Annotated in this window: 17 protein-coding genes; 16 read left to right on the plus strand and 1 reads right to left on the minus strand. The window is 38.2% G+C overall.

Annotation, left to right across the window (positions count from 1 at the left end; translation table 11 throughout):
- Positions 1 to 2: 2 nt before the first annotated feature.
- The gene (rluD, locus tag CEP47_RS01855) at positions 3 to 977 is read right to left on the minus strand and encodes a 23S rRNA pseudouridine(1911/1915/1917) synthase RluD (protein WP_261919681.1); all 975 of its coding nucleotides are present in this window, start codon (positions 975 to 977) and stop codon (positions 3 to 5) included.
- Between the two features lie 187 nt (positions 978 to 1,164).
- Between rluD and CEP47_RS01860 the strand changes: the two genes are divergently transcribed.
- The 16 genes from CEP47_RS01860 to ftsZ all read left to right on the plus strand — a co-directional run bounded on the left by CEP47_RS01860 (position 1,165) and on the right by ftsZ (position 19,401).
- Positions 1,165 to 1,962 (plus strand): outer membrane protein assembly factor BamD, encoded by a 798-nt coding sequence (locus CEP47_RS01860; protein WP_261919680.1) that lies wholly within the window; start codon positions 1,165 to 1,167, stop codon positions 1,960 to 1,962.
- A 264-nt stretch (positions 1,963 to 2,226) separates the two neighbouring features.
- Positions 2,227 to 2,685, plus strand: a complete 459-nt coding sequence (gene mraZ / locus CEP47_RS01865) for a division/cell wall cluster transcriptional repressor MraZ (RefSeq protein ID WP_261919679.1) — start codon at positions 2,227 to 2,229, stop codon at positions 2,683 to 2,685.
- A gap of 62 nt (positions 2,686 to 2,747) precedes the next feature.
- Entirely contained in the window at positions 2,748 to 3,716 is a 969-nt protein-coding gene (gene rsmH, locus CEP47_RS01870) for a 16S rRNA (cytosine(1402)-N(4))-methyltransferase RsmH (RefSeq protein ID WP_261919678.1), read from the plus strand.
- Positions 3,716 to 4,033, plus strand: a complete 318-nt coding sequence (gene ftsL, locus CEP47_RS01875; protein WP_261919677.1) for a cell division protein FtsL — start codon at positions 3,716 to 3,718, stop codon at positions 4,031 to 4,033. The genes rsmH and ftsL overlap by 1 nt, the downstream gene beginning before the upstream one ends.
- A 14-nt stretch (positions 4,034 to 4,047) precedes the next feature.
- Positions 4,048 to 5,859: a peptidoglycan glycosyltransferase FtsI gene (gene ftsI / locus CEP47_RS01880; protein ID WP_261919676.1), complete on the plus strand. Its 1,812-nt coding sequence runs from the start codon at positions 4,048 to 4,050 to the stop codon at positions 5,857 to 5,859.
- 14 nt (positions 5,860 to 5,873) lie between these two features.
- Positions 5,874 to 7,367: a UDP-N-acetylmuramoyl-L-alanyl-D-glutamate--2,6-diaminopimelate ligase gene (gene murE / locus CEP47_RS01885; protein ID WP_261919675.1), complete on the plus strand. Its 1,494-nt coding sequence runs from the start codon at positions 5,874 to 5,876 to the stop codon at positions 7,365 to 7,367.
- 11 nt (positions 7,368 to 7,378) lie between these two features.
- Positions 7,379 to 8,776, plus strand: a complete 1,398-nt coding sequence (locus CEP47_RS01890) for a UDP-N-acetylmuramoyl-tripeptide--D-alanyl-D-alanine ligase (RefSeq protein WP_261919674.1) — start codon at positions 7,379 to 7,381, stop codon at positions 8,774 to 8,776.
- Positions 8,770 to 9,852 (plus strand): phospho-N-acetylmuramoyl-pentapeptide-transferase, encoded by a 1,083-nt coding sequence (gene mraY / locus CEP47_RS01895; RefSeq protein WP_265482664.1) that lies wholly within the window; start codon positions 8,770 to 8,772, stop codon positions 9,850 to 9,852. Before CEP47_RS01890 ends, mraY begins: the two co-directional genes overlap by 7 nt.
- 43 nt (positions 9,853 to 9,895) lie before the next feature.
- Entirely contained in the window at positions 9,896 to 11,254 is a 1,359-nt protein-coding gene (gene murD, locus CEP47_RS01900) for a UDP-N-acetylmuramoyl-L-alanine--D-glutamate ligase (RefSeq protein WP_261919672.1), read from the plus strand.
- A 42-nt stretch (positions 11,255 to 11,296) separates the two neighbouring features.
- Positions 11,297 to 12,472: a putative lipid II flippase FtsW gene (ftsW, locus tag CEP47_RS01905; RefSeq protein WP_261919671.1), complete on the plus strand. Its 1,176-nt coding sequence runs from the start codon at positions 11,297 to 11,299 to the stop codon at positions 12,470 to 12,472.
- A gap of 26 nt (positions 12,473 to 12,498) precedes the next feature.
- Positions 12,499 to 13,563: an undecaprenyldiphospho-muramoylpentapeptide beta-N-acetylglucosaminyltransferase gene (murG, locus tag CEP47_RS01910; RefSeq protein ID WP_261919670.1), complete on the plus strand. Its 1,065-nt coding sequence runs from the start codon at positions 12,499 to 12,501 to the stop codon at positions 13,561 to 13,563.
- 5 nt (positions 13,564 to 13,568) lie between these two features.
- Complete coding sequence (gene murC, locus CEP47_RS01915; protein ID WP_261919669.1) at positions 13,569 to 15,017, plus strand: UDP-N-acetylmuramate--L-alanine ligase; 1,449 nt, start codon at positions 13,569 to 13,571, stop codon at positions 15,015 to 15,017.
- A gap of 20 nt (positions 15,018 to 15,037) precedes the next feature.
- A complete protein-coding gene (locus CEP47_RS01920) occupies positions 15,038 to 15,979 on the plus strand; it encodes a D-alanine--D-alanine ligase (RefSeq protein ID WP_261919668.1) in 942 nt (313 codons plus the stop codon).
- A gap of 6 nt (positions 15,980 to 15,985) precedes the next feature.
- Positions 15,986 to 16,768: a cell division protein FtsQ/DivIB gene (locus tag CEP47_RS01925; protein WP_261919667.1), complete on the plus strand. Its 783-nt coding sequence runs from the start codon at positions 15,986 to 15,988 to the stop codon at positions 16,766 to 16,768.
- Between the two features lie 37 nt (positions 16,769 to 16,805).
- Complete coding sequence (gene ftsA / locus CEP47_RS01930; RefSeq protein WP_261919666.1) at positions 16,806 to 18,113, plus strand: cell division protein FtsA; 1,308 nt, start codon at positions 16,806 to 16,808, stop codon at positions 18,111 to 18,113.
- Between the two features lie 106 nt (positions 18,114 to 18,219).
- Positions 18,220 to 19,401, plus strand: a complete 1,182-nt coding sequence (gene ftsZ, locus CEP47_RS01935) for a cell division protein FtsZ (protein ID WP_261921008.1) — start codon at positions 18,220 to 18,222, stop codon at positions 19,399 to 19,401.
- Positions 19,402 to 19,451: the final 50 nt, after the last annotated feature.

A 19,451-nucleotide genomic window follows, 5' to 3' on the forward strand; every position in this document is an offset into this window, starting at 1 on the left:
GTTTAATAAAAAAGTTGGTCTTTATGTTGTTGATAATCAGCTTTTAAAGCGTTGACTAATTCAGAAAAATCCTCAGGCAGTGGGGCATACCATTCCATCGGCTCTCCTGTTATTGGGTGGTTAAGGCGTAACATCACTGCGTGTAACGCTTGGCGTTTGAAATTACGAAGGACGTGTAAAAATTCTTCACTAGCACCTTTCGGTAAACGTGGTCTTCCACCATAGGTTTGATCGCCTAATAATGGGTGGGCGATATGTGCCATATGGACACGAATTTGGTGCGTTCTACCTGTTTCTAGGCGTAAACGTAAGCGTGTGTAGTGGCGAAAACGTTCCATAATACGGTAGTGGGTGATGGCAGGTTTACCCATTGGGTGTACTGCCATTTGTGTACGTTTCATTGGGTGGCGTGCCATTGGTTGATCGACCATTCCACCTTTGGTCATAATGCCTGTGGCGATAGCTTCGTATTCACGAGTGATTTTCCGTTTTTGTAGATCTCTGACTAATTTAGTTTGTGCTGGCACTGTTTTAGCAACCACCATTAAGCCTGTGGTATCTTTATCAAGTCGATGGACGATACCCGCTCTTGGTACTTGCACAATCTCAGGGCAGTGGTATAGGAGTGCATTGAGAACGGTGCCATCATTATTGCCAGCTCCTGGGTGAACAACTAGATCTTTAGGTTTGTTAATAACAAGAATATCCTCATCTTCATAGACAATATTTAGGGGAATATTTTGAGCTTCAAATCTGTTGTCGTCTTCAATTTCTGCTTCTATTACTACATATTCGCCACCATAGACTTTTTCCCGTGGGATATTGGCAAGTTTGCCGTTTAGAGTAACCAGATCGTTTTCAATCCAAGTTTTGATGCGTGAACGAGAGTAGCTTGGAAATAATTCAGCAAGCGTTTGATCAAGACGTTGACCGAGGTGTTGAGGTTGAATTTCTGTTGTTAGAGTGATTTTTGCCATAAATAGATTAGGATTTGATGATTTAAATTTGCTTATTCAAGAATAAGCTATACAATGTTAGACGATTTAAGTTTAGCGGTATTGTACCCTAAGTTGCGAGATAAAGTAACCTAGCTTTCAGCTCAGTAGTGAGATTAGGGGCGGAAGATTAAAAGAAAAAATGAAGAAAATGAAGGATTTCAAGTCTATGTATCATATCAGATCTATTGCAATGACATTAATTGCTGCGGTGGTTTTAGTTGGTTGTTCTACGACAAAACAACCTGAAGTTGAACAAGGATCAGTTACGGATCTCTATAATAAAGCAGAGGTTTTCTTTAAAGATGCGAATTATAAAGAAGCGTTAAAATATTTTGATGCTATTAATAGTCGTTTTCCTTATGGTAGTTATGCACAACAATCTGCTTTAGATGCAATTTATGCGGCTTATCGCTCTCAAGATTATACAAAAGCTTTATCATTATCCGAGGCGTATTTACGAGGGTATTCACAAGGTGCACATTTAGATTATGTACTTTATATGACTGGGTTAGCCAATATGGCGTTAGCGGATAATTTTGTACAAGATGCGTTTAAAGTTGATCAAGCCACTCGTGATGTTTCGTCTTTATTAAGTGCGTATCAAAGTTTTAATTTATTACAGCAGAACTTTCCAACCAGTATGTATGCTGCTGATGCACAATTAAGAATGAAATATATTATTGAAACGGTTGCACGCCATCAGTTGTATATTGTGAAGTTTTATCAAAAAAGAAAGGCTTATGTGGCGGTGATTAATCGTGCTTTAGCGTTATTACGTCAATATCCAGAAACAGAAGCTGCTTATCAAGTATTACCCATCTTAATCAATGCGTATCAAGCAATTCATATTCCAAATTTAGCTGAACGTTTTGAACAAATTTTGCAAGCGAATAAAAATCCAAAATTTGAAAAAATTCCACGTCCTACTTCATCACCTAAGATTGAAGTGCCAAAAATCTTTTAATCTATCGTATCCTTCTGTAAATAAGTTGGTTTCATTAGCCAGCCTGTTGTGATGACAGGCTAGTTTTTTTATGCCGAATAGGGAAGAAACTTAAAATCGTTTATTTTTATATTTTGTTGAATTTTACCAGAAAAAACTTGCTTACCCCTTAGTCAGTGGCTAAACTTAGGCAAAAGTGGAGAATTGTGGTAAAAAATGGTAAAAATAGATCCTTTACCACTAGATCAACTCAGTAGCATTGCAATCCCAAGCTTAGGTTAAGTTATGTTTCGAGGAGCGACAGCCATTAATTTAGATAACAAGGGAAGATTAGCTGTTCCAACACGTTATCGGGCTGAACTTTTAGAAAAAAATCAAGGACAAATGATCTGTACCGCAGATATTCGCCAACCTTGTTTATTACTTTATCCTTTATCTGAATGGGAAATAGTCGAACAGAAATTATTACAACTCTCTAACTTTGATGAGATCGGTCGCCGTTTACATCGAGTAATGCTTGGTTATGCCACTGAATGTGAACTGGATAAAACAGGACGGATCTTACTCAGCCCAGCATTACGCCACCACGCTTCTTTAGAAAAAGAGATTATGCTAGTTGGGCAGTTAAATAAGTTTGAAATTTGGCAAGCACAAAAATGGCATAGCCAAATTGCAGAAGATATTCAGATTGGCTCTAGTGGTGTTATTGCCGAATCTGAAGCGTTAAAAAGTCTATTTTTATAATATTTCTGTCATTATTATTCATCTATTTTTTAGATTATTTTGGTTTTTATTTGGGATCGCTTATGGTAGATCAGGCTATTTTTTCTCACCCTAGCCATTTTACAGTGTTATTAAATGAAGCTGTTGAAGGATTAGCAGTAAAACAAGATGGAATTTATATTGATGGTACCTTTGGGCGAGGTGGGCATTCCCGATTAATTCTTTCAAAACTAGGGGATCAGGGAAAATTACTTGGTTTAGATCGTGATCCTAGAGCGATTGAAGAAGCCAAAACAATTCAAGATCCTAGATTCCAAATTCATCATCGCAATTTTTCTTCACTTTCTCAACTATGCGAACAAGAAGGCTTATTCGGTAAAATTGATGGTATTTTACTTGATTTAGGCGTTTCTTCACCGCAATTAGATGAAGCAGATCGAGGTTTTAGCTTTATGAAAGATGGACCTTTAGATATGCGAATGGATACAACACAAGGATTATCGGCAAGTGAATGGTTAGCACGAGTGAGTGTTGAGGATCTAACTTGGGTGTTGAAAACCTTTGGTGAGGAGAAATTTGCGAAACGTATTGCAACAGCGATTGTAGAATATAATAAAAATGCCGTTAAAAAAGGTGAAGCCGTTTTAACTCGCACTTTACAATTAGCTGAATTGGTTGCACAAGCTGTACCTTTTAAGGATAAGCATAAACACCCAGCCACTCGTACTTTTCAAGCTATTCGGATTTTTATTAATAGTGAATTAGAAGAATTAGAGCAAGTTTTAAATAGTATTGTTCCTCTCCTCGCTCCCAATGGACGTTTAGCCATTATTAGTTTCCATTCTTTAGAAGATCGAATGGTTAAGCATTTTATGCGTAAACAAAGTAAAGGCGATGAGATTCCTAAAGGTTTGCCGTTAAGAGAAGATCAGATTGAACGTCATCAAACGTTAAAAATAGTGGGAAAAGCGATTAAGCCATCTGCATTGGAAATTGAAAAAAATGCACGTTCACGTAGTGCTGTTTTACGGATCGCAGAGAGGCTAGCATAATGTTTAAAAAAAATGAACGTTATCCGTTATATCAGGTAATTTTATCAGACTTATATACTTCAAATAAATTATTGATTTTTTTAGTGTTATCTGTATTAGCTACTGCAATGGCAACTGTTTGGATAACCTATCAAACACGTTTATTAGTCGAAGAAAAATCAGAATTAACGATTGAATATTCATTATTAAAAAATGAACAACTTAACCTAAGTTTAGAAGAGCAGACGCTAAGCGATAATTTACGGGTTGAACCATTAGCTCAACAGTTAGGTATGAAAGTCATTAGTAATAGTAGTGAAGTTGTGATTGAAGAATAGCATTGATGGAATAGATGGAAGGCAAAATTGGAAGAATGAAAAAACTCAGCCAAGAAAACAAAATTCAAAAGGAATCTAAACGTTCGCCTAAGCAAAAAACGAGCAGTTTTATTGCTTGGCGTTTCAGGGTTGTTTTCGGTTTCATTTTATTTTGTTTGCTTCTTCTACTTATTAAAGCATCTTATATTCAAATCATTGATGCTAATTTTTATATTTCGAAAGCAGATGATTATTCTTTACGGGCAGAAAAAATTTCGACTGGGCGAGGCACAATCGTTGATCGTAATGGAAATCCTCTGGCGGTAAGTGTGCGGATGTATGACTTGATCTTAGATCCTAAAATGATCATACAAGAAAATTCATTAGCACAAAAAGAGAAATGGCAGGCTTTAGCAACTATTTTAGATCTGCCTTATTCTACTTTAACAAATATTGCGACACGTAATCCAAATAGCCGTTTTGAATATTTAAAACGTCAAGTACCCAAAGAAATTGCCGATTATATTCGTCAATTAAAATTAGCAGGGATAGTGATTAATCCGACTTATCGCCGTTTTTATTTAAAAGGTGAAACAACGGCACAGATTATTGGTTTTACAAATATTGATAATCAAGGACAAGAAGGGATTGAAAAAAGCTTTAATAATTTTCTAACAGGGCAAGCTGGTACTTATGTTTATCGACAAGATCGGCATGGAAAACGGGTGGAAGATATTGCATTTAAGCAGAAACAAACACCACATGAGATAACACTTAGTATTGATGAACGTTTACAATCAAAGCTTTATCAAGAATTAAAACGGGCGGTAGCAGAAAATCAAGCAGATTCTGGTACGGCAGTATTAGCAGATGTGCAGACGGGAGAGATTTTAGCAATGGCAAGTGCTCCGTCATATAATCCTAACAATCGTAATTCTATTGCGATGGATCCTGCGGCTCGTCGAGATCGTGCGATTTCAGATACTTTTGAACCCGGATCGACTATTAAACCTTTTGTTGTTTTGACTGCATTAGAACGCAAAATAATTCGTCCTGATACGGTGATTGATACACGTCCTTTTACTGTCGATGGGCATACGATTAGAGATGTTGCACCTCGCAATGAATTGGATATTACTGGTATTTTACAAAAGTCGAGTAATGTTGGGGTTAGCCGTTTAGCATTACAAATGCCGCCTGAAGCATTAATGCAAACTTATGATAAAGCAGGATTCGGACATTCTACCGATTTAGGTTTATTGGGCGAACGAAGCGGTATTTTACCGATCAATCGTAAACGCTGGGCGGATATTGAACGGGCAACAGTGGCTTATGGATATGGCTTAACTGTTACACCGCTACAATTAGTTCGAGCTTATATTACTTTAGGTAGCTTTGGGATCTATCGTCCTGTATCTATTACTAAAATCGATCCCCCTGTTATCGGAAAACGAGTTTTTCCTGAGGAAATTACACGCACGGTGGTACGTATGATGGAAAGCGTTGCTTTACCTGGTGGTGGTGGTGTTAAGGCGGGGGTGCAAGATTATCGAGTAGCGGTAAAAACAGGGACAGCGAAAAAATTAGAAAAAGGAAAATATGTTGATAAATATCTTGCTTATACGGCAGGCATAGCACCAGCGAGTAATCCACGTTTTGCATTGGTAGTCTTAATTGATGAACCTAAGGCTGGAAAGTATTATGGCGGATCTATTTCAGCACCAGTTTTTTCTCGGATTATGGAATACGCCTTACGTTTAGAAAATGTGAAGCCTGATAATCTGCAAGAGACAAAAAATGCGATGCGAGTGATTAAGCTCAATAGCACGACAAAAAATAAGTTTTAAAATTAGGAAAAGTTATGCAACGGCTAATTCAATATTTTGGTTTATCTACCTGTTTGCCACAATTACAACAGATAAAATTAGCACAAATGCGGTTAGATAGTCGGACTGTAAAAGAGGGCGATCTCTTTATTGGCTTGCGAGGACATCAACAAGATGGGCGGAAGTTTATCCCACAGGCAATTAAAGCGGGTGCAAAAGCGATATTAACTGAATCTGAAACGGAAAATGACGATTTACAACTTGATTGGCAGCAAGCGGTTCCTATTCTTTCGGTTTATCAGTTGGGAAAAAAATTATCGGCAATTGCAGGTTATTTTTATGCTCAACCTTCTTCTCAACTCTGTTTAGTTGGGGTAACTGGTACCAATGGTAAAAGCACCATTGTCAATTTATTAGCTCAATGGGTCACATTACTTGGAAAACAAGCGGCGGTAATGGGAACCATTGGGAATGGACTTTATGGTCAAGTTGAAGCCGCTGAGAATACCACCGGATCTGCAGTGGAGATTCAAGCTAATTTAGCCCAATTTATGAAACAACAAGCTGAGTTTGTTGCAATGGAAGTGTCATCACACGGTTTGGTGCAAGGGCGAGTTGAAGCATTATCCTTTGATTTGGCGATCTTCACGAATTTAAGTCGAGATCACCTTGATTATCATCAAGATATGACATCGTATGCGTTAGCAAAAAAACGGTTTTTTTCTGAATTAAATACAAAAGCACAAGTGATCAATATTGATGATCCTATTGGAAAACAATGGTTAAGTGATTTTCCTTCTGCGGTGGCAGTAAGTCAGTTTCCTTTTGATCCAGACATAATGACTAAAGATCGCTTATGGGTGGTAGCAGATAAGATTGTTTATACAGATCAAGGGGCGATAATTTCACTGCAATCAAGTTGGGGAAAGGCAGAATTAACTAGCCATTTGATCGGGGAATTTAACGTTCAGAATTTATTACTGGCTTTTGCTGCCTTATTGAAATTAGGATTACCATTTGAACAACTGGTCGCAACCGTAGCACAGTTACAAGGTGTCTGTGGGCGAATGGAGAAATTTAGTTTTAGCAAACGTCCACTGGTGCTGGTGGATTATGCCCACACGCCAGATGCCTTGGAAAAGGCATTATTAGCCAGTCGTTTACATTGTCAAGGTAAGTTATGGTGTGTGTTTGGTTGCGGTGGAGATCGAGATCGTGGTAAACGCCCTTTGATGGCACAGATTGCAGAAAAATATGCCGATTGGGTGGTATTAACTGATGATAATCCAAGAACGGAAGATCCTAGACAGATTATGCAAGATCTACAACAAGGCATTTCACAAATGGAAAAAGTGGTGGTTGAACATCAACGCCAACAGGCTTTGGCTTATGCAATTAATCATGCTGATTCAAATGATGTTATTTTAGTTGCAGGCAAAGGGCACGAAGATTATCAGATCATTGGCACAGTAAAACATCGTTTTTCCGATCGTGAAACGGTGATGGCATTATTAAGTAGTCAAGCTTGAGGAATGAGGAAATGATTCAGCTTAAACTTGCTACCGTAGCAGAAATTTTAACAGCACGCTTAGTTGCTACACAGGAAGACAGTCAGCTTGAAGTGGTTGAGGTAAGTACCGATACTCGCCGTGGTTGCCATCAAGGGCTATTTTTTGCATTAAAAGGTGATAACTTTGATGGGCATCATTATCTAGATGAAGCGATAAAACAAGGGGCGGTTGCTGTTGTTGTTGAACGAGAAATCAAGTTGGCTTCATCTATTCCACAACTGGTGGTAACGGATACCAAACTTGCATTAGGAAGGCTAGCTGCTTGGTTACGAAAAAAAATTAATCCCCAAGTGGTAGCAATTACAGGCTCATCAGGGAAAACCAGTGTTAAAGAGTTGACAGCGGCAATCTTGCAAAAATTTGCTGGTAATGAACAAGTGTTATTTACCGCTGGGAATTTTAATAATGATATTGGCGTGCCATTAACCTTATTATGTCTCACTGAACAGCATCGTTATGCAGTGGTTGAATTAGGGGCTAATCATTTAGGTGAGATTGCTTATACCACCAATTTAGCGTATCCAAATGCGGCTTTAGTTAATAATGTCGCTTCTGCACATTTAGCAGGCTTTGGCAGCTTAAAGGGTGTAGCGACAGCGAAGGGTGAAATTTACTGTGGATTATCTGCAACGGGGAGTGCTATTTATAATTTAGATTGCCATTATTTGCCGTTATGGCAAGAGAATATCGGTGATCGTCCGCTTTTTTCTTTTTCACTAAAAAATAAACAAGCTGATTTTTATGCTGACAATATCAAGATAATGCCGACAGGTTCTTGTTTCGATTTAATCGCTAAAGGAGAAAGGATAACGATAAATTTACCTTATATTGGGGTGCATAATATTAGTAATGCGTTAGCTGCAACCGCATTAGCAATGGCAGTCGGTGCAGATCTGAAAGCGGTTAAGCAAGGGTTAGAAACCCCTGTTAAAGTAAAAGGAAGATTATATCCTTATCAACTTACTCCTGAATTATTAGTATTTGATGATAGTTATAATGCGAATGTTGATTCATTGAAAGCGGCGATTACTGTTCTACAACAAGCTAAGCAACAGGTTAAGATTTTGGTGGTAGGAGATATGGCAGAATTAGGAGAAAGTAGCCAAGCGTGCCATCAGCAAGTGGCTTGTTATGCACAACAGGCAGAACTTTCTGCAGTATTTAGTTATGGACAAGAAAGTGCTGTGATTAGCCAGCAGTGTCACGGTCAACATTTTAGCGATAAAAAGGTATTAAGTCGCAGTTTACTTCAGTTTATTACTGAACAATTAGAAAAAAAACAACAGGTTGTAGTATTAGTTAAAGGATCACGGCGTACCCAGATGGAAGACGTGGTTGAATCAATAAAAGGGCATTTTGTATGTTAGTTTGGCTTGCGGGTTACTTAGTTAAGTACCACACTTTTTTTAATGTTTTTTCGTATATCACGGTAAGAGCGATTATGGCACTTTTAACCGCTTTACTGTTTTCGCTTTGGATTGGTCCCAAAGTGATCGCACGTTTACAACTATTACAAATCGGGCAAGTCGTGCGGAATGAGGGGCCAGAAAGCCATTTTAACAAAAGAGGTACACCAACTATGGGGGGAATTATGATTTTAGCCGCCATTGGTGTAAGTACGTTGTTATGGGCTAATCTGACTAATCCTTATGTCTGGTTTGTGCTTTTCGTTCTGTTTGGTTATGGCGGAGTTGGCTTTATTGATGATTACCGTAAAGTAGTACGTAAGAATTCTGCAGGCTTAATTGCACGTTGGAAGTATTTTTGGTTATCTGTCATTGCCTTAATTGCCGTATCTGCAATGTATTTTTTAGGAAAGGGAACGGCTGCCACTCAGTTGGTGGTACCGTTTTTTAAAGAAATAATGCCACAGTTAGGTTTATTTTATCTTGTATTGGCTTATTTTGTGATTGTTGGGACGAGTAATGCGGTTAATTTAACTGATGGCTTAGATGGATTAGCGATTATGCCAACCGTATTAGTTGCTGCAGCCTTTGCTTTAATTGCATGGGCAACTGGTAATATCAATTTCGCAGAATATTTGCATATTCCTTATATTAAATTTAGTGCCGAATTGGTGGTAGTGTGTACTGCAATTGTAGGGGCTGGACTTGGTTTCCTTTGGTTTAATACCTATCCTGCTCAGGTATTTATGGGGGATATTGGTTCTTTAGCCTTGGGTGGTGCATTAGGCACTATTGCTGTTTTAGTCCGCCAAGAGTTTCTTTTAGTTATTATGGGTGGAGTTTTTGTGATCGAAACCTTATCGGTTATTTTACAGGTAGGGTCGTATAAATTACGTCAAAAACGAATTTTTCGTATGGCACCGATTCATCATCATTTTGAATTAAAAGGGTGGCCTGAACCGAGAGTAATTATTCGTTTTTGGATTATCTCTCTTATTTTAGTGCTACTTGGATTAGTTACCTTAAAATTGCGTTAAATATTGTTGCTAGATAAAGGCGAATGCCAATGGGATCATCAAGATGAAATATAACTACCAAGGAAAAACAGTTACTATCGTAGGGCTAGGAAAAACAGGCTTGTCTTGTGTTGAATTTTTCAAACAAAAACAAGCTGTTATTCAAGTAATGGATACCCGTTTGCAGCCATCAGGTTTAGACCAGTTATCATCTAATATTGCCGTATATACAGGTGGCTTATCCTTAGACTGGTTGTTAGCTTCTGATTTAATTGTTGTTAGCCCCGGGATCGCTTTGAGTACACCAGAAATCGCACAAGCTATTGAAGCTGGTATTGAAGTGGTGGGTGATATTGAACTTTTTTGTCGAGAGATAACCACGCCGATTGTGGCTATCACTGGCTCAAATGGTAAAAGTACAGTAACCACTTTAGTTTATCAAATGGCTCAAGAAGCGGGGTTAAAGGTTGGGCTAGGAGGTAATATTGGGATTCCCGCCTTATCTTTGTTACAACAATCTTATGATTTAATTGTATTAGAGTTATCAAGTTTTCAGTTGGAGACAACCTTTAGTTTAAATGCCGCCGCTGCCACGGTATTAAATATTAGTGAAGATCATATGAACCGCTATCGGGATTTAGAAGATTATCGCCAAGCAAAATTGAAAATTTATCAAGGTGCAAAAGTGGCGGTAGTTAATGCTGATGATCCTCTCACTGATTGGAGAAATAGTAGCGTATTGATTGGCGATGATACTAAGAAAGTCAGTTTTGCAACTCAAAATGCGGATTATCATTGCATTATGCGTTCAGTGTCAGGCAATCCTAAGTCGTTGCATAGTTATTTAGCCTACCAAAACCAGATTATAATAGATTGCGAACAGATGAAACTCAGTGGTGGGCATAATTATTTGAATGCCCTAGCGGCTTTAGCTTTAGCAGATGCAGTAAATATCCCACGCCAAGCGAGTATTGCGGTATTAAAGCATTTCTCGGGATTAGCCCATCGTTTTCAAACTGTGTATCAAGCTGATGGAGTACGTTGGATTAATGATTCCAAAGCAACTAATGTCGGCAGTACACAAGCCGCATTAGCGGGGTTAACTTTCACTGGAAAATTACATTTATTATTAGGTGGTGATGGTAAAGGTGCAGACTTTTCACCATTACAGCCATTATTGAAGCAAGAAAATATATTTTGTTACTGTTTTGGGCAAGACGGCAAAAAATTAGCACAACTGACAAAACATAGTGAGTATTTTACAACTATGGCTGAAGCGATAGCGGTATTACGTCCAAAGTTACAAGCAGGAGATATTGTTTTACTCTCACCTGCTTGTGCGAGTTTGGATCAATTCCCGAATTTTGAAGTCCGTGGTGAAGAATTTAAACGCTTAGCTGAAATGTCAATAACAGTGAAATAATCCCTATGAAAACTCATTAGTAGTGGCTTTGTGGAGTAAAGAATGAAACAACAGATAGGACAAACTTGGGATAAATGGACACGACTAACGCCACCTAATGCGTTATATGATCGTACTTTGTTATGGTTATATTTTGGGTTTTTATGTTTTGGGTTAGTGGCGGTAACTTCGGCATCAATTCCAGTGAGTACACGTTTGACTGGGAATGCTTTTTATTTTGCACAAAAAGATCTTATTTCCATTCTTCTTTCTCTGGTGCTTTTTTTTGTGTGTGTTCAATTACCGATAAATCAGTGGGAAAAATACCATGCTCACTTGTATTTACTTGCTTTCGTTGGATTAATCTTGGTCTTATTTATTGGTAAAAGTGTTTACGGGGCTAAACGTTGGATTTCCATTGCTGGCTTTACCTTCCAACCTGCAGAGTTTGCTAAGTTTGCATTAAGTTGTTATTTGGCAAGTTTTTTTGTTCGAAAGTATGATGAAATGCGGCAAAGACCAGCAAGTTGTTTGCGTCCTTTGGCGTTACTGTTTATTTTAGGATTTTTGCTCTTACTACAACCAGATCTTGGCAGTGCGGTAGTTTTATTGATCATCACCGTGGGTATGTTTTTTATCGTTGGTGCAAAACTAAAGCAGTTTATTTTCTTGGGGATCGTTGCTGTTTTAGGCGTGGGTGCATTAATTTTTTTTGAAGAATATCGGTTGAAACGTTTTCTTTCCTTTAGTAATCCTTTTGCGGATATTCAAAATACAGGTTACCAGTTAGCACATTCACAGATGGCATTCGGACGAGGAGAATGGTTTGGAGAAGGGTTAGGCAATTCGATCCAGAAATTAGACTTTTTACCTGAAGCCCATACCGATTTTGTGATGTCAGTTGTTGGGGAAGAATTTGGTTTTTTCGGGATCTGTTTAGTGATCTTTATGCTAGGTGCTTTGATCTTTCGAGCGTTTAAAATTGGGAAAGAGTCTTTGTTGCAAGAAGAACGCTTTAAAGGCTTCTGGGCAATGGGAATTGGGATTTGGATCTTTTTGCAAGGCTTTGTCAATTTAGGGGTGGCGATTGGCTTATTACCGACTAAAGGTTTAACTTTCCCGTTGGTGAGTTATGGTGGATCAAGTTTGATTATTATGTCAGTGGCGATTGCTGTTCTTATGCGGATTGATTATGAAAATCGCTTAGAAAGAGGGCAGGCTCACCCAAGAGAAGAATAAATTCAAGATTGAAGGAAGTTATCAGCGTGGCAGAAAAAAAATTATTAGTAATGGCAGGTGGTACAGGTGGACACGTTTTCCCTGCCCTTGCGGTTGCCAAAGTATTACAACAACAAGGTTGGAAAGTGCATTGGTTAGGGACAAAAGATCGTATGGAGGCGGAATTAGTACCTAAATATGATATTCCCATCTCTTTTATCCAAATATCTGGTTTACGAGGTAAAGGAATTAAAGCTTTATTAACCGCACCATTTGCGATAGTAAGAGCAGTGTGGCAAGCAAGAAAAATAATTAAGCATTATCAACCTGATGTTGTATTAGGTATGGGGGGATATGTTTCTGGTCCCGGAGGGATTGCTGCTAAATTGTGTGGTATTCCAATCGTATTACATGAACAAAATGCAGTTGCAGGTTTAACTAATCGTTGGCTATCTAAAATAGCAATTCGAGTATTACAAGCGTTCCCACAGGCTTTTTTAGATGCTGAGGTGGTAGGAAATCCTGTTCGCCAAGCACTTTTTCAGTTACCTGAACCGACCGCACGGTTGCAGCAACGTCAAGATGGGCTACATATTTTAGTTGTTGGGGGAAGCCAAGGGGCGAGAGTATTAAATACAGTATTACCACAAGTGGTGGCATTACTTGATCAGCGTACAAGTCAGAAAGTTAAAATCTATCATCAGGTAGGAAAAAATGAAGTGGTGCAGATTAGTGCTTTGTATGCTGGGCGTTCTGATGTTGAAGTGGTGGAATTTATTGAGGATATGGCTCAAGCTTATAGTTGGGCAGATGTTGTGGTTTGTCGTTCAGGTGCATTAACTGTTTGCGAAATTGCTGCAGCAGGGGTTGCAGCTATTTTTGTGCCTTTTCAACATCAAGATCAACAACAATATCTGAATGCAAAATATTTAGCAGAGGTTGGTGCGGCAGAAATTATTCAACAAAATCTGTTAACACCAGAGGTATTGGTTGAGTTACTGACAAAACTAGACCGTAATAAGTTAATTGAGATGGGAATCAAAGCGAAAACGATGGCAAAACCATTGGCTGCACAACGTGTCGCTGAAGTTATTAATCAAGTAGCGAAATAAGAAAAATGAAAGAGATAAGTAACAAGATAAAATCAAGTTTTCAGCAGCAACATAGTGTTGTCCCCGAAATGCGCCGAGTGAAACAAATTCATTTTGTCGGAATTGGCGGTGCTGGTATGGGAGGGATTGCTGAAGTTTTGTTAAATGAAGGTTATAGCATCACAGGTTCAGATTTAGCCGAGAATGCCGTTACCCAACGCTTAACAGCCTTAGGTGCGAAAATATCATTCCAACATCAGGGTAAAAATGTTGATAATGCCAGTGTCGTAGTGGTTTCCAGTGCGATTAAGTCAGATAATCCAGAAGTAGTGGCAGCAAGGGAAGCGAGAATCCCTGTTATTCAACGGGCAGAAATGTTGGCTGAAATTATGCGTTTTCGGCATGGTATCGCTGTGGCAGGAACGCATGGTAAAACAACTACAACAGCAATGATTGCAATGATCTATGCACAGGCTGGATTAGATCCTACTTTTGTAAATGGTGGATTGGTTAAATCGGTAGGTACAAATGCCCATTTGGGATTAAGCCGTTATTTAGTTGCAGAAGCTGATGAAAGTGATGCCTCCTTTTTACACTTACAACCGATGGTATCGGTCGTAACCAATATTGAGCCTGATCATATGGAAACCTATCACGGCGATTTTGAAGAAATGAAACAGACTTATGTGAATTTCTTACATAATCTCCCTTTTTATGGTTTAGCGGTGATGTGCCTAGATGATCCTGTGATTCAGCAACTGATTGCAAAAATTGGACGGCAGGTTATTACTTATGGATTTAACTCAGAAGCAGATTATCGGATAGAGGATTATCAGCAAACAGGTTTTCAGGGGCATTACAGCGTAGTTTGTCCAAATGGTGAACGACTTGAGGTTTTATTAAATGTACCGGGAAAACATAATGCGTTGAATGCGACTGCTGCTTTAGCGGTAGCAAAAGAAGAAGGTATTGATAATGATGCTATTTTAACCGCATTAGCTGACTTTCAAGGTGCTGGTAGGCGATTTGATCAATTAGGACAATTTATTCGTCCAAATGGAAAAGTTATGTTGGTTGATGATTATGGACACCACCCGACCGAAGTGAATGTTACTATTCAGGCGGCACGTCAAGGGTGGGAAAACAAACGAATTGTTATGATTTTTCAACCGCATCGTTATAGTCGTACTCGAGATCTTTTTGATGATTTTGTCCAAGTGCTATCGCAAGTTGATGTGCTAATTATGCTAGATGTCTATTCAGCTGGAGAAACACCGATTGCTGGTGCGGATAGTCGTTCTTTATGCCGTTCCATTCGGCATTTAGGAAAAGTTGATCCTTTCTTTTTGTCTGATCCAAACCAATTACCTGAGATTATGGATCAAGTTTTACAAGATGGTGATTTAGTTTTAGCACAAGGTGCAGGCAATGTGAGTAAACTTTCACGGCAGTTAGTTGAGTTATGGAGTAAATAATTGTTTTGGTAGGACATAAAATGGAACAAAAAATTAAACAATTAAAACAAGAAAAGATCGCACTTTTATTTGGTGGTACGTCAGCAGAACGTGAGGTATCACTCAATTCTGGACAAGCAATTTTACGAGCGTTACAACATCAAGGCTTTAATGTAACGGCAATTGATACGCAAAATTTCCCTATTGAACAGTTAAAACAGCAAGGTTTTGACCGTGTATTTAATATTTTACATGGACGAGGTGGGGAAGATGGCACTTTACAAGGCTTATTGGAACAATTAGGCATTCCTTATACAGGTTGTGGTGTTATGGCATCAGCTTTAAGTATGGATAAATTGCGTACTAAAATGCTATGGCATGCGTTTGGCTTACCCGTTGCAGAAATGGAAGTGGTAACACTAGAAAATCGTTCACAACTTGATGCTGCTAAAGTGATTGAAAAATTAGGTTTACCCGTTATGGTTAAGCCATCTTTAGAAGGTTCAAGTATCGGCTTAACAAAAGTGAATAAAGTTGAAGAACTTGCTAGAGCAGTAGATTTTGCATTGCAGTATGATCAAACTGTCCTGATTGAAAAATGGTTGGCTGGCGAAGAATTTAGTGTGCCTGTATTGGATAAACAGGTTTTGCCGGCAGTGAGAATTAAGCCTGCTGGGGATTTTTATGACTACCACGCTAAATATATCGCTGATGATACACAATATTTTTGCCCTGCAGGTTTGAGTGAAGAAAAAGAGCAAGAACTACGACAATTAGCTAAAAAAGCGTTTGATATTCTCGGTTGTCGAGGTTGGGCAAGAATTGATGTAATGACTGATGCTGTTGGGAAGTTTTATTTGGTTGAAGCAAATACTTGTCCGGGAATGACAAGCCATAGTTTATTCCCGATGTCAGCGAAAGTAGAAGGGTATAGTTTTGAACAGCTTGTTACTAAAGTATTAGCTTTGAGTATCACGGAGTAGGAGGCAATGCGTTATCAGCAAGCAGAACGGAAACGAGAAAAAAGCGTTAGATTTTGGTCGTTGTTTAAACCACTTTTTTTCTGTGCGTTAGTAATTGCGATCATGCTTGGCTACCAAGATCGCCAATTCTTGGCTGATAAGTTAGATCTACAACCTTTATCATCTTTTGCATTATTAGGCGAGCCGACTTATACCAAAGCAGAAGATATTCGCTCTGCTTTAGGTAAAATTCGACCTTTAAAAGGTTATTTTGGGCAAGATATTCAAGAAATTCAACAACAGCTAGAAAGGTTGTCTTGGATAAAAAAGGTTGTGGTACGTAAAATTTGGCCAGATCGGTTATTAATTCAGATTGATGAATATACACCAGTAGCTAGATGGAATACTGAACAATTAGATAATGACTTATTTCTTACCAGTGAAGGTACTATTTTTAGCTTACCAAAAGAAAAACAACAGGATTTATTCTTGCCCGATTTATCTGGCCCTGATTTTCAACGTAAAAAAGTATTAACTCGATGGCAACAGATTGCTAAAGATTTGCATCAAAATGAAATTAAACCTGTAGCACTGTCAGTCGATGAACGAGATTCGTGGCAGATTACACTTGCTAATGGTATTATTTTACATGTTGGGCGTGATGAATGGAGAGATAAAATTGTACGTTTTGTTACAATTTATCCTCATATCGAAATTCCTGAACATAAAAAAATTGATTATGTAGATTTACGTTATAATGACGGGATAGCGGTAGGTTTTAAGGATATTGTTGAACCTAACTCGGAATAGGGATAGAAATTTAAGCGTATAGAATTGAGAGTGGATTATGGCTAAAACGGGAGATTTAAAACCTTTTGTTGGGTTAGAAGTTGGCACTTCAAAAGTAGTTGTAGTCGTTGGTGAAATCTTACCTGATGGTGTGATTAATGTTATAGGGGTTGGTAATTGCCCCTCAAAAGGTATTAATAAAGGCAGTATTACTGATTTAGATGCGGTGGTGCATTCAATTCAACGTGCTGTTGAAGCCGCTGAATCGGTTAGTGACTGTCAGATCAGTAGTGTTACTTTAGCGATTACAGGTGAACATATTGTCGGTTTAAATGAAAGTGGGCAAGCTTCATTACCTGATGGCGAAGTTACTCAGGATGAAATTGATCATGCGATGAATGTTGCTCGCTCGGTAAAAATTGGTGATGGCTTAACTGTTTTACATGTTATACCTCAAGAATATGCGGTGGATAAACAGGTTAATATTAAAAACCCATTAGGATTACAGGGAATGCGCTTAACAGCACAAGCACATTTGATTGCCTGCCATCAGGATTGGTTAACTAATCTAAAAAAAGCTGTAGAACGTTGCAATTTAAAAGTGGATCAAATTGTTTTCTCAGGTTTAGCATCCTCTTATTCGGTGTTAAGCGAAGAAGAAAAAGAATTAGGTGTATGCTTAGTTGATATTGGCGGTGGCACTATGGATATTATGGTATATACCAATGGAGCTTTACGTTATACCAAGGTTATTCCTTATGCTGGCAATATTGTAACCAACGATGTTGCACAAGGGATAGTAACATCTCGCACTGATGCTGAAAATATTAAAGTCAATTATGGCTGTGCAATTGATCTGAGTTATCGTCAAGATGATGAACAGTATGATTATTTAGAACCAAAAAAAGTGATTAGTGTACCAAGCATTGGCGGACGTCCACCCCGTAGTATGAAAAAAGCGGATCTCTCTCTTATTATTGGTTCACGTTATGGTGAAATGTTAGGTTGGGTTAAACAAGAATTAACCGAATTAAAACAAGAATTACAAGCTAAAAAGATTCCTTCGGATTTAATCGCTGGGATTGTATTAACAGGTGGTGGGGCTCAGATAAAAGGTATTGTGGAACGTGCAAATGAAACTTTTGGTTCCCAGATTCAAGTTCGTTTAGGTTCACCATTAAATATCACGGGCTTAACCGATTACGTGAATAAACCGCAAAATGCAACTGTATTAGGTTTATTGCAATATCGTTATCATCATAGCGATGATGATGGAATAAGTGGTACGAAAAGTACTGAATTATCAAAAAAATCTTTAAAAAACTTTGGAAAAGAAATTTTCCGAATAATTAAAGGTAGTTTTTAAAATAAAGTATGGTCTAAGTTTTGAGAAAACTTGAAAATTAGATTAAAATAACCCCTATTTATGGATAAAAAATCAATCCTCACTATGACGGAGAATAAGTATGAATATGTTTGAACCAGTAGAATACGATATAATGCCAGATGCTGTAATCAAGGTAATTGGTGTTGGCGGTGGTGGCGGTAATGCAATTAACCATATGATAGAATCTGAAATAGAAGGTGTAGATTTTTTCTCTGTTAATACTGATGCACAGGCATTACGCAAAAATAAAGCCCAAAATACTATTCAAATCGGGCGGGAAACAACCAAGGGTTTAGGTGCTGGTGCAAATCCCAATGTTGGACGTGCTGCTGCTGAAGCGGATCAAGATCAATTGAGAACTATGCTGGAAGGTGCAGATATGGTATTTATCGCTTCTGGTATGGGCGGTGGTACTGGTACTGGTGCTGCTCCTGTTGTTGCTCAAATTGCAAAAGAGTTAGGTATTTTAACTGTTGCAGTTGTTACTAAACCTTTTGGTTTTGAGGGTAAAAAACGTATGATGTTGGCAGAACAAGGCATTGCAGCACTTTCTAAACATGTTGATTCATTGATTATTATCCCAAATGAAAAATTAAGTAAAGCTTTAGGCAATAAAATTTCTTTATTACAAGCTTTTGCGATTGCTAATGATATTTTAAAAAATGCGGTTCGTGGTATTTCTGATATGATTACCTCACCGGGTATGATTAATGTTGACTTTGCTGATGTTAAAACCGTAATGTCCGAAATGGGATATGCGATGATGGGAACGGGGGTAGCGAAAGGTGAAGTAGGAAGTGGACGTGCTGAAAAAGCGGCACAAGAAGCGATTGCTAGCCCATTGCTTGAAGATATTGACCTTTCTGGTGCGAAAGGGGTTTTGGTCAATATTACCGCAAATGAAGACTTCACTTTAGATGAATTAGAATGTGTTGGTAATACGGTAAAACAATTTGCTTCTGAGGAAGCGACTGTCGTAGTTGGAACAAGTTTAGATACTGAACTTGGTGATGAGATTCGTGTTACTATCGTAGCAACAGGTATTGGTACGAAAGAAAGTAAAGAGCAGATCAAAATTATGCCAAAAATGAGTGATGCTTCAGCTATAACTAAAACAGCTGTATTTTCTCAACAAGAAAATAGCGGTTATTCAGTATCAGGATTAAGTGCAATGACAGTGGGTAATACCGCTAAGAAAGCATCACTTGAAGAAGAAATTTTTGATATTCGTGAAATTCCAACATTTATGCGTAATCAAGCAGATTAAAAATTGGTTTTTAGCAAAATTTAATAAAACGTGGTTGCTGTAAAGTAACT

Source organism: Mergibacter septicus, assembly GCF_003265225.1.
Classification (GTDB): Bacteria; Pseudomonadota; Gammaproteobacteria; order Enterobacterales; family Pasteurellaceae; genus Mergibacter; species Mergibacter septicus.